Origin of the sequence: Komagataeibacter intermedius TF2, from assembly GCF_000964425.1 — a bacterium.
Classification (GTDB): Bacteria; Pseudomonadota; Alphaproteobacteria; order Acetobacterales; family Acetobacteraceae; genus Komagataeibacter; species Komagataeibacter intermedius.
Genome location: NZ_BANF01000128.1, coordinates 1 through 11349, shown reverse-complemented (window position 1 = coordinate 11349; position 11349 = coordinate 1). Strand labels below are relative to the sequence as shown.

General features: G+C 57.8%; 9 protein-coding genes. 1 reads left to right on the top strand and 8 read right to left on the bottom strand.

What is annotated here, in order from left to right:
- Positions 1–55: 55 nt before the first annotated feature.
- From B7449_RS13705 to B7449_RS13670, 8 genes are all read right to left on the bottom strand, one after another.
- The gene (locus B7449_RS13705) at positions 56–1507 is read right to left on the bottom strand and encodes an NCS1 family nucleobase:cation symporter-1 (RefSeq protein WP_039733245.1); all 1452 of its coding nucleotides are present in this window, start codon (positions 1505–1507) and stop codon (positions 56–58) included.
- A 66-nt stretch (positions 1508–1573) separates the two neighbouring features.
- Positions 1574–2017 carry a MarR family winged helix-turn-helix transcriptional regulator gene (locus B7449_RS13700; protein ID WP_019090518.1) on the bottom strand — a complete coding sequence of 148 codons (444 nt, stop codon included), beginning with the start codon at positions 2015–2017 and terminating at the stop codon, positions 1574–1576.
- A 54-nt stretch (positions 2018–2071) separates the two neighbouring features.
- On the bottom strand, positions 2072–3409 hold the full coding sequence (locus B7449_RS13695) for an MFS transporter (RefSeq protein WP_235721269.1): 1338 nt from the start codon (positions 3407–3409) through the stop codon (positions 2072–2074).
- Between the two features lie 102 nt (positions 3410–3511).
- Complete coding sequence (locus B7449_RS13690) at positions 3512–4312, bottom strand: alpha/beta fold hydrolase (protein WP_039733246.1); 801 nt, start codon at positions 4310–4312, stop codon at positions 3512–3514.
- A 22-nt stretch (positions 4313–4334) separates the two neighbouring features.
- A complete protein-coding gene (locus B7449_RS13685; protein WP_039733247.1) occupies positions 4335–5090 on the bottom strand; it encodes a maleate cis-trans isomerase family protein in 756 nt (251 codons plus the stop codon).
- The gene (locus B7449_RS13680) at positions 5090–5752 is read right to left on the bottom strand and encodes an isochorismatase family protein (protein WP_039733248.1); all 663 of its coding nucleotides are present in this window, start codon (positions 5750–5752) and stop codon (positions 5090–5092) included. Before B7449_RS13680 ends, B7449_RS13685 begins: the two co-directional genes overlap by 1 nt.
- Positions 5753–5803: 51 nt before the next feature.
- Positions 5804–6835, bottom strand: a complete 1032-nt coding sequence (locus tag B7449_RS13675; RefSeq protein ID WP_039733249.1) for a M29 family metallopeptidase — start codon at positions 6833–6835, stop codon at positions 5804–5806.
- Positions 6836–6930: 95 nt separating this feature from the next.
- A complete protein-coding gene (locus B7449_RS13670) occupies positions 6931–8058 on the bottom strand; it encodes an FAD-dependent monooxygenase (RefSeq protein ID WP_039733250.1) in 1128 nt (375 codons plus the stop codon).
- Between the two features lie 599 nt (positions 8059–8657).
- Between B7449_RS13670 and B7449_RS13665 the strand changes: the two genes are divergently transcribed.
- Positions 8658–11009: a TonB-dependent receptor gene (locus B7449_RS13665; protein ID WP_039733251.1), complete on the top strand. Its 2352-nt coding sequence runs from the start codon at positions 8658–8660 to the stop codon at positions 11007–11009.
- The last annotated feature ends 340 nt before the right edge of the window (positions 11010–11349 follow it).

Sequence of the window (11349 nt, the reverse complement as noted above, 5' to 3'; positions counted from 1 at the left end):
CATCCTCCGAGAGTTTTACTCTCCGGTAAACCCGGGGCAGTTCAGAATGGCTGTATTAAGAAGAAGGGAAAGTAGTAAGTCGGTATGAATGTCGGCGCATGATTATGCCATACAATAGCGCGGCAATCCCCCCACCGATAAACAGGGACAGGTTATGGATAGGTTCCAATGCTGGCATGAAGACAACTGCACTTCCCACAATAACCGCTATCACCATCACCAGAATGGCTACCGGGTTGATACCGTTGTGGTACCAGTACGGCAGGTTGCTCTGGCTACGATAAAGGGCACTCACATCGATCACGCCACGGCGCACGATATAGTAATCAGTCAGTAAAATGGCAATCAGTGGCCCGATGAAAGTGGCCAGCACATCCAGTGTCAGATGGATCAGTTCGGGGCGGGCGTATAAATTCCACGGTGTCATTATGACAGCCCCGGCCGCGGCCGCCATGCCGCCCCCGCGCCATGAAATGCGATGAGGTGCAAGATTGGAGAAGTCAAACGCAGCCGAGACAAAATTGGCAGCAATATTGATCCCTGCAGTCGCCATGATAAAGGTCAGTACACCCACAATAACGGCAACCGGGCTGTCAATCTGGGCTACGGTTTCAACCGGATCAAGGATGATACGGCCAAAAACGGGTTGCGTCAGCACGATGGTGACAAGCGTAAGAAGGGAAAACCCCATGAAATTGACCGGCAAACCCCAGAAATTGCCGCGCCTGATGGCTGACATTGAAACGCCATAACGCGAAAAATCGCCAAAATTCAGGGCAATGGGTGCAAAATAGGAAATAACAAGGGCAATCGCGTTGACCATGCCCATGATCCGCGCCGCAATCGTGTGGTGCGTAATGCCTGGTATGTCGAGTGAGAAGTGATCCCATCCCGCCCGCGACAGCAGCCACGCATCCAGTCCGATCATGACGACATAGATGATGGGTCCGGCCCAGTCGACAAAGTGGCGGATCATGTCCATGCCCCGCCAGAACACCAGAGCCTGCACGATCCACAGCATGATGAAGGCCATCCAGCCCAGCGCCGACAGACCGGCAAAACCATGAATGCCGACCTGCGCCCATGGTGTCAGTTCCGGCCACTGACGCAGCAGCAGGACAACAACCGCGTTTGATGCCAGCCAAGTCTGGATGCCGTACCAGGCAATTGAGATGATGCCACGTATAAAGGCAGGAACAAGTGCTCCATGCACGCCAAACGCCATACGCGCCATGACAGGATAGGGTGCGCCTGAAATCTGGCTGGGACGCGCCACAAGGTTGCACAGAAGCTGAATGACAAGGATCGCGGCGATCAGAGCCATGAACACATCCGTCGCAGGCAGCCCCATGGCAAACAGGCTGCCCATCGTGACGTATCCGCCCACGCTGTGGATGTTTGACATCCATAACGAGACATAATCAAACCATCCCCATGTCCGCGTGTCGGTAGGGGCAAGATCTGCATTGGTCAGATGCGTATCGGGTGTGCCTGCCCCATCATGCATGTGGATCTCCTGCTTGCTTGGGATATGGGAATGCCGGGGCCATACGGGCGCCTGGTCATGAGTGTATTATTCCGCCAGTTTGCGCAGCACATGTAACGCCGCGATCCGTTCGCACGCATCAAGCGGTTCAAGCGTGAGTTCGGAAACACGGGCGGCCTGGGGCAGGTAGGTCCGGACCATTTCCATGCCCTTTTCACTCAGCGACAGCAGGCGTTCGCGCCTGTCGTCGGGGTTGCCGCGTATATTGATCAGTCCGCGCTGCTTCAGGCGCGAACAGATGCCGCGCAGGGTGGCATGGTCTATTGCCGTAATCCGGCCGATATGAATGAGCGAACCTTCCTTTTCCCTGAATACGGTCGCAAGGACCGCAAACTGGACGGATGTCAGGTGATCATCGGGAATGACGGTCTGGAACAGGGAGGTATGACGTTGGTACGCCCGGCGCAGAAGGTGGCCGATCTGCTCATGCAGGTCATAGGTGGTGTATGTCGTGTCGTCTGTCTCGGTCATATTACAGTCCTGCCCGTTGCGTGCGTGGCGCGCGGTCCATTGGCTGCAGCGCTATCAGCCATTGTGTTCCGCCGGGGCAGTGCGGGCAACATTGATCGACCGGGCCGGGATGGTCACGACCATTCCGGCCCCCATGGCGACACACCCGGCGAAGACGACAAAAATCCCCCAGGAGCCCGGCATGATGCTGCGCGCCCACCCGATCAGGTCGGTCGCCATGAAACCGGCAAGGTTGCTGATGGCCCCGACCAGCGCAAGCCCGGCAGCAACTGTCGCCGCTTCCGGCAGCATGAGCGAGGGAAGCGTCCAGAATGGCGGCAGTGCGCCAAGGATTCCCATGTTGGCAACCGTAATCAGCATGATTGCTACCATCACGCTACCCTGCGCCAGCGGCAACAGGGCAAGTGCCGCCGCCCCAATCAGGACCGGCACGATAATATGGCGCTTGCGCTCGCCCCTAAGGTCCGAATGCCACCCGTTGACGATCATGGCGATGGCGGCGGCAATGTTGGGGATGGCCGTAAGCAGCCCCACCTGCAGTGAAGACACCACACCGGCCTCCCGCAGAAAGGATGGCAGCCAGAAGGCAATGGTATACAGCCCGAGCAGCAACGCGCCATCCGCCAGGCCCAGCAGCCATATGCGCCTGTTACGCAGGGCATCCACCATGGCGCGCAGGGAATGGGTATGGTCCACGGGTACGCAGCGTGCCGCCAGCAGGGCTTTCTGCGCAGGCGTAAGAAAACGCGCCTGGGCAATGCTGTCGGGCAGATAAAGGAAAACGGCAATCCCGATCAGGACAGGTGGCACCGCTTCCACAAAAAACAGCCAGCGCCAGCCCGCGATTCCGCCATATCCCGCCATCATGTCCAGGATCATGCCCGATAACGGGCCACCCAGCACACTGGCCAGCGGAATGCCGACCATGAACCGCGCGGTGACACGCGCACGGTATTCGGGTGGAAACCATTGCGAGAGATAGAACAGTACGCCGGGCATGAAACCGGCCTCGGCAATGCCCAGCAGCAGTCGCAGGACATAGAATTCGGCCGGGGAACGGACAAACGCCATTGCCCCTGAACACAGCCCCCACGTAATCAGGATACGCGCCAGCCACCGTCGTGCGCCCACGCGTACCATCAGCGCATTGCTGGGCATTTCACATACGATATAGCCAAGGAAGAACAGGCCCGCCCCCATCCCGTAGCTGGCCTCGCTCATGGACAGGTCGGACAGCATCCGCAACTTGGCGAAGCCCACGTTCACCCGGTCCAGGTAGGATGCCAGAAACCCGAGGAACAGCAGCGGCAGCAACCGCCATGCCACGCGACCGCATACGGGAGCGAGGACGTTATTCATACGCGGCGCATCGGTCGGAAGGGTCGCATTCATCAAAACACCTTGCTCAGGCCCAGTACGTTCCTTGATCGTCGCCATGTCAGGCGCCCGTTCTTCGGCCATCCGCCCCGTTACAGGGCGGATGCGGTCATGGTATCAGGACAGCTTGAAACCGTTGAACGACGTCATGAAACCGGCAAGGTTGTCCCACGGGATCATGTGGCCCGCATCGGGCACCCGGTCCATGACGATGGAAGGCAGCAGGCCCGCGATCTCGGCTTCGTCCTCGGGCAGGATGACATTGCCGCGCGTCGCGATCATGAGATAGGTGGGCACCGTAAGGTGGGGAATATCCTGATGGATGTCCTCGGTATGGAAACCTTCATAGGTAATGCGGGTGGCCAGTTCCTCGCAGGTATGCAGCCATTCGGCCCGCAGTTCGAGCTGTTCCCTGGTCCATGTGGGGCAGAAGCGGCGCATCGCTTCGGCATCCATGCCCTTGCGCGCAAGGCGGATGGAATCGACATACCATGGCAGGCTGGATGGATAAGGCCTGCGACCCGGCCCACTGACCGGCGGATCAACCAGAACGAGGGCCGCGATGCCGGACGCATCCTGGCGGCCGAGGCGGATGGCAATGCGCGCGCCCATGGAATGGCCCAGCACCACGCAGTCCTTCAGGCCCAGCGCATCAATGAAGCCCCGTACATCACCCGCATAGGCATCCAGGTCATAGGCAAGGTCATCCCCCCCCTGTGACAGGCCGCGCCCGCGTATGTCCAGCACGTAGACATCATGCGTGCGGGCCAGTTCCTCGGCCACGAAACCCCATGTGATGGCAGGGCTTGTAATGCCGGGCACCAGCACCAGCGGCGTGCCCTTGCCCCCATAGCGCAGGTAATGCTGGCGGATGCCATTGGCATGGACATTCGCACCATACTGAAAGGATGAGGTCATGACGGATTCCTGTTTCAAATAATCAATAGGCACCGGACAGCAGCGCGCCGCCGCCGGGTGCGATGCGTTCCAGCCCCAGCCGGGTCAGCATGGCGTACGTTGTCGCGATGGCGGCACTCAGCACGGGCTTGCCGGTCTGCGCCTCGATCATGGGGACAACGGGAAGCGAGGGCATCTGAACGCAGGCCGAAGTCACGATGGCATCAGCATCGGCATGGTTCAGCTTTGCCACGATATCGGGCAGGCGACCGGGATCATGGCGGGCAACATCAAGGTTATCGGGTATTTCCAGCGCGATGTGGTCGATGATCTCGTACCCCTCATCCGTCAGGTAGTCGATGACCATCCGTGTCAGGGGTTTCATGTAAGGGGCAACCAGCACGATGCGGCGCGCACCCAGCACCCGCAGCCCATCCACCAGCGCGCCAGCACTGGTTACGACCGGGGCGGGACCACCATTATCGAGCGTGCACTGATGCAGCCGTTTTTCCGAAACGCGATGATAGCCCGGCCCCATGGACATGGTGGCCACAAGGCAGGCATAGCCCAGTACATCGACCTGTGCGTCGCTCAGTTCCAGCGCGCAGCGGTCGGACTGCGCATCCATGGCCGCCAGTTCTTCCCTGCGTACCGTCTTCATGCGCATGCGCGCGGAATGGAAGGTAAACCGTTCGGGCCGTACCAACTGGCGCGCTGCCAGCAGAGCCGGGATTTCGGTTTCCATGGTCAGGTTGGAACTGGGTACGATCTGACCGATCCGGTATGGCGTCCCGCGCATCAGCGTGCCGCCTGCGCAGTAGCGGGAAGCTGTTCCAGCAGCGCGTCAAGCGTAATCACATCGCCGCATTTCTGGCTCATGTCGAACAGGTTGGCTTCATGCGGGCCGATGGCGCGATCCCCCACGCAGTCGGAAATTACAATCGGGCGGAAGCCAAGCTGCATGGCATCGAGCACGCTGGCCCGCACGCAGCCACTGGTTACACAGCCTGCCACCACTACGGTCTGCACACCCTGTGCGGCATACCAGCTTGCCAGCGGTGTCCCGGCGAAGGCGGAGGGTACAGTTTTGCGCACCACGTATTCACCCGGCACAGGCGTCAGTTCGGGCACGATGGCGCTTGCGGGATTATGCTCGGTCAGGCCCAGCATGCTGGGCACCTTTTCGGAAAAGATATTGGCGTCCGCACCGTCATCGGCAAAGACAATGCGCGAATGCGCAATCGGCCATCCCTGCCTGCGCGCCGTGGCCAGCAGTGTCGTAGTACGGGCGATGGCGGGGGGAATATTGCCACCACCGAACTGCTGCGGATCGGCAAAACCGTTTACGAAATCGACAATCAGCAGGCCAGCCCTGCCCACAAGACCAAGCGACCTGCCAAAGCCCTGGCGGTGGTATAGTGCGCTGTCCAGTTCGGGGGTGGATGTCTCGATAGGGGGCATTGTCTATCCTTTTCGAATTTTACATCTTATCATAACTTTAAAGAAACGATTTCAGATTACACGCCCCTTTTCCACTACCGGCCTGCCATCAAGCATGACCGTGCAGTTGCGCATGGGGATATCGATATGACAGGCCGTATCGCGTGTGCCCCCGGCCTCGTTATTCGGGCCGGTGGACCACAGGAAGTTTCCAGCTACGGCGCGCGGATCCATGCCGATCGTGTTTTCGGAATCATAGAACCCCATGACCGACCAGTGCGCACGATCCTGCAGTCCCCACCCGACATGCGACAGGGCATAGGCTTCGGGATCGTGGAAGGAGTCCATGTAGGATTTCAGCAGATCCGCATCCAGCCCGCCGGAAATATCGGTCACGTATCCATTGCGGATGGTGCAGGTGATCGGATCGCGCACATAGGATTTATGCGGCAGCAGGATATCGCCACGATCCAGCACGATGGTGCCATTGGCTGACCCTTCATTCGACCATGTGGCCAGGAAACCACTGGGCCAATGGTCCCACCGGCCAGGACGGTCACAGAAACCGTATTCCTCCAGAATGGGGAAATCGCCCAGAGCGCACTGCATGTCCGTGCCCGCATCGGACGTGACATGCATGCTACGCGCCGCGCGCAGCACGGCGGAGGCCGCCAGCACGCGATCACGGTCCTGTAGCGTAGGCAGCAGGCGCACCAGTACCTCGGGTGGTTCCACCGCCAGCAGGATACGACCGCCTGATGCCAGTATCTCATGCTGCTCGGGCGAAAAGAGCAGTGTCATGAGGTCGAGGACCAGATCGCTTTCCTTCAGGATCGCCATGGCCGCGCGGTTGCCCGTAAGCGGCGTGGTGCCGACATAGGCCAGCGGATCGCGTGAAAGCGACAGGCCGCCATTGGTGGGCTGCAGGTCAAGCCGGTTGACCACCAGCCCCTTCAGCCCGGCCGCGATGATGGCGCAGCGCATGGTCTGGCGGTTGGTCTCGGACGAGGTCAGGACCGTAACACTCTGGCCTGCGGCCATGCCGGACAGGCCAAGCACCTGCGTCCAAGCCTGAATGAGTTCTGCATCGCTGATTGAGGGCATCGGGCCTGCTCCATGAATAGGGCCTGCGGGTGGGTCGGGGCACCAGACGGGACATCCGTGTGGCCATGGCAGTCCACGGCCACACGGGCAACGGCTTATGCGTGCAGATCGACACCATAGACGTCATAGCCATAGACCCATGATGGATCTTCATCCGTGCGCAGCCATGTATTGGCGTTCGATACTTCCTGCACGCGGGAGGCGCGGCCCATGCGGTGATGGCGATAGGCCTCGAAACAGGTATTGGGATCGTTCGTTTCGATTTCGGCCATGCAGCGCACCAGCATGGCCGCATCCTCGATTGCCATGGCCGCACCCTGCGCCATGTGCGGCTTCATGGGGTGGCAGGCATCGCCAAGCAGGACCACACGGCCACGGTGCCAGACGGGCAGCGGCTTGCGGGTATAAAGCGGCCATTTGGTAATGTTTTCGGCTGCATCGATATAGGCTCGGACCAGCGGGTCATAACCGGCAAAGGATTTGTGCATTTCAGCATGCGTGCTTGGCACCCAGGAAACGCCCAGCGGCCAGCTTTCGGCCGGCTCACCAGTGACGAAATAGAATTCTTCCTTTTTGCGATCAAGGAAGTAGGTCATCATATGCCGGTCGGATGACCACCATTTCACGCATTCACCCACATCCAGCCCCGCCAGTTTGCTGGCCTTGATCATGCCGCGATGGCCGATCCACCCGGTAAAGAGCGGGTCTTCCGGGCCAAGCAGCTTTGCACGCACGCATGAATTGAGGCCGTCGGCACCAATCAGGATATCCACCTCATCGGATGTGCCATCCATGAACGACAGTCGCACGCCTTTGTCATGCGCATGCAGGTCGGCAAGGCATTTGCCGAACTGCACGTTGGCGGTATCCACTGCGCCCAGCATGATCTGGTGGGCTTCGCCACGGTGGATGGTGATATAGGGTGCCTGGTAACGCGCACGGTCTGCATTGAGCGGAATGCGCGACAGGTACACGCCATCCATCCCATTGCGGCTGCACCAGTACTGCGGTTCGTTCGAGACTGCGGCCATGCTCTCTTCAATACCGAGGCGACGCATGATCTTCATGACATTGGGACCAAGCTGGATACCCGCCCCCAGTCGGGAAAACGCGGGCATCTGATCATACAGCACCACATTGAATCCCGCGCGCTGCAGCAGGCCCACCGCAGTCGTGCCACCCAGTCCGGCGCCGACAACGCCAATACGAAGAGAGCGTTCCATTCATCCTGCTTTCTGCTTGACCTGGCGGACACGCACGACCGCCAGGCGTTAATTCATGATATATAACGTATACGCCATATATGGGAGAATCAAGATTTATTCTCCTTTAGTAACGTTATTACAATTTCGCCATACGAAGTAACTGAAAACCGAGAAATTTCCCCTGCCAGAAAAGCAAGGCCAGTCGGGCACGCGCAGGAAAAATTGCCCATGCCGTTTCGTAAGATACGTCATAATTTTTACTAACATTATGTTTATAAACGGTATTTATTGGGTGTTCGATTTCACAAAAGCAAAGACCTTCTCTGTTTAAGGCGGGTTGAAATCAGATAAAGCCCGAATGGGCTGTGTCTAAAAAGACACAATTCGTCCTATTTCGAATATGTAACGTATAAAAACAATTCCAAAGGGGCGAGTGCATAAAGTAGCGTATACAACATTAAGGCCGAAATCGGCTGTATCCCGCTAACCGGAGGAGGTTTCATCCGCGTGGGGGATGCACGGATATTCACCGCCAGAGAACAGATTTCAAAAACAGATACTTGCGCAAGAACGCAGCCTGTCTACCCGCCCGCCCCTAGTATGAAAGGAATACATGCATGATCTGGAAGCATGTGAAATATCTGCACCTGCCCCTGTCCCCGATCATCATGCTGGCACTCTCCACCCAGCACTTCGCGCATGCCGCATCCGATCCCCACAAGAAAGCAGGAGAACAGACCACTCCCAAACACACGGCCGCACACACGGCCAGCCATGCAGGCGCCAATGCCACGGCAGCACCTGAAAAGATCAGCGTCGTGGGGTCAGGTTCAACCCGCCAGATGCAGTCAATCTCCCGCCGTGACCTGCAGTATCTCGTGCCCGGCACCACGCCGCTCAAGGCGGTGGGGAACATGCCCGGCGTACAGTTCAGTTCATCCGATCCGCTGGGCATCGATCTGTGGTCGCAGAGCTTCTACATGCACGGTTTTACCAGTGATCAGCTTGGTTTTACCGTTGATGGCATCTCGCTGGGTGGTCAGGGATATGAATCCCACGATGGCGTGCCCGTCAACCGCGTGATCAGCAATGAGAACATTTCCCATACCGATGTCTCGCAGGGGGCCGGCGGGCTTGATACCCCGTCCACCAGCAACCTTGGCGGCACGGTACGTTTTTACAGCGATGACCCCAGCGATAGGATGGGTGGCAAGGTTTCGCAGACATTCGGCAGCTATAATGCGTTCCGTACTTTCGTACGGTTTGACAGCGGCAAGCTGAACAGGAGCGGGACGAAGTTCTATATTTCCTATGACCGTCGCGCCGAGGACAAGTGGCTGGGCGGGGATTCACAGTTTCAGCAAATGGTGAACACAAAGCTGGTGCAGCCGATCAACGACCACACCACCTTCAAGGCCTATTTCGACTGGTCGAGCGAGGCGGCGGCCTCCTACCTCGACAATTCGCTCGAGATGCTGAACAAGGTCGGATACGATTCAGATTATTACTATCCGAATTACGGCGCGGCGCTGAATGCGGCCAACGGTAATTATCCCGCCAAGTATCAGGGCCTGTCCGATCCGAAGAACGCGGCCTATTACCGTGGTATCGAAACCAGTTCCTATTACGTGGGCGGCATGAGCCTGGACAGCAAGCTCAACAAGAACCTTGAGTCCAAGACCACTTTCTATGGTGTGGGCAAGCGTTACGATGCGTGGTGGACATCGCCCTATGTCAGTTCACCCAGCGGTGCGCCGCTGGCAGCGCAGGACCAGGCCATGAGTTCACGCAGGCTGGGGTTCCAGACCGATCTCATCTACCGTTTCAAACATCATACCTTTGATGCAGGTTTCTGGTACGAGAACTCCACCTACAGCCCGGAAATGGATTACTTCAACGAACCCAATTCCGCCAATGGCACGCCCTATAACGAAATCGCCCATAAGGGTGAGCCGTTCATGATCGGGTATGGCGAAGCCTTCAACACGAATACCTATGTCTTTCACCTGCAGGATACCTATAAGGTCCTGCCCAACCTGACCCTGCATGCCGGCTTCCGCACCATGGTCGTCAATGCAAGCGACCGTGTGACCTATAACGATGCACGTTATACGGGTGGCAATCAGATCCCGGCCGGTTCGCTTACGGCGGAAGCAGCTGCCCTGCCGCAGTTCAGCGGGAACTGGCGTTTTGCCCCGCATAACGAATTCTATTTCGATATTTCCAAGAACATGCAGGCCTATCCAGAAGGGGGCTATAATATGTTCTCGCCGTGGGGTGCTGAAACACAGTCCGACTTCAATGCCCTGAAGAAAGACATCCGGCCTGAAACCGACTGGGTATATGAAATTGGCTACCGCCTGCAGACACGTCGTGTCATCGGGTTGCTGAACCTGTACCATACCGACTTTTCAAACCGCCAGCAGTCGATTTCGGTGGGACCGCTGGTCACGGCGCACTCGCTGTTCCAGAACGTTGGCAGCGTCAACATGAACGGTGTGGATGCCAGCGTGACATTCATTCCGGTACGTCACCTGTCGATCTATAACAGCATCAGCTACAATAGCTCCAAGTTTGAAAACAACCTGATTTCAGGCGGCGTCCTGTATAATCTCAAGGGCAAGCAGGAACCCAACTACGCCCACCTGATGTACAAGAACTCCCTCAACTATTCGATCAAGGGCATCAACATTCACTTCGATACCCTGTTCATGGGCAAAAGATACCTCAGCTATAATAATGATTCACGCGTTCCGTCCTACTGGCTGGAGAATTTCGGCGTCAGCTACACCCTGCATGACGTGTCGGTTGCACGGAACCTGAAGTTTGACTTCAACATCTACAACATTACCGATGAACGCTACATCTCCAACATGGGCAGTGGTGGCAACCCGCTTTCGGGTGATTACAACAGCCTGCAGGTTGGTGCGCCCCGGTCCTTTTATGGAACCATCAGCGCGGATTTCTGACCTGCTGGCGTAACCGTGGCCGGGAGGATGACCTTACGGGTTGTTTTTCCGGCGAGCGCATCCATCCCGCTTTTGACTGTTGCAAGCAGCCTGTTCCCTCGATTTATACTTCTACGGGAAGGCTTCTTGCAGCTTTGCTGGCGTGAGGTTTATGATCGTAGGATATTGTTCAGGGGCCGGTACGGCATGTGCATATCCCTGTGCAGCCATGCCAGATGCACGGCAATCAGCAGTCAGGATATGGCGGTGTTCCCTTTTGATCAGGTATTGGGGGAGATGATCCGCGCCTGACGCAGGGTTTGACAAGCTGTGGCGCCATCAGCCTCACTTCGTGGCCGAG

Coding starts and splice junctions, on each gene's coding strand:
- B7449_RS13690 (WP_039733246.1), bottom strand. CDS start 4,312: ATGACCTCATCCTTTCAGTATGGTGCGAATGTCCATGCCAATGGCATC.
- B7449_RS13675 (WP_039733249.1), bottom strand. CDS start 6,835: ATGCCCTCAATCAGCGATGCAGAACTCATTCAGGCTTGGACGCAGGTG.
- B7449_RS13685 (WP_039733247.1), bottom strand. CDS start 5,090: ATGCGCGGGACGCCATACCGGATCGGTCAGATCGTACCCAGTTCCAAC.
- B7449_RS13705 (WP_039733245.1), bottom strand. CDS start 1,507: ATGCATGATGGGGCAGGCACACCCGATACGCATCTGACCAATGCAGAT.
- B7449_RS13680 (WP_039733248.1), bottom strand. CDS start 5,752: ATGCCCCCTATCGAGACATCCACCCCCGAACTGGACAGCGCACTATAC.
- B7449_RS13700 (WP_019090518.1), bottom strand. CDS start 2,017: ATGACCGAGACAGACGACACGACATACACCACCTATGACCTGCATGAG.
- B7449_RS13670 (WP_039733250.1), bottom strand. CDS start 8,058: ATGGAACGCTCTCTTCGTATTGGCGTTGTCGGCGCCGGACTGGGTGGC.
- B7449_RS13695 (WP_235721269.1), bottom strand. CDS start 3,409: ATGAATGCGACCCTTCCGACCGATGCGCCGCGTATGAATAACGTCCTC.
- B7449_RS13665 (WP_039733251.1), top strand. CDS start 8,658: ATGATCTGGAAGCATGTGAAATATCTGCACCTGCCCCTGTCCCCGATC.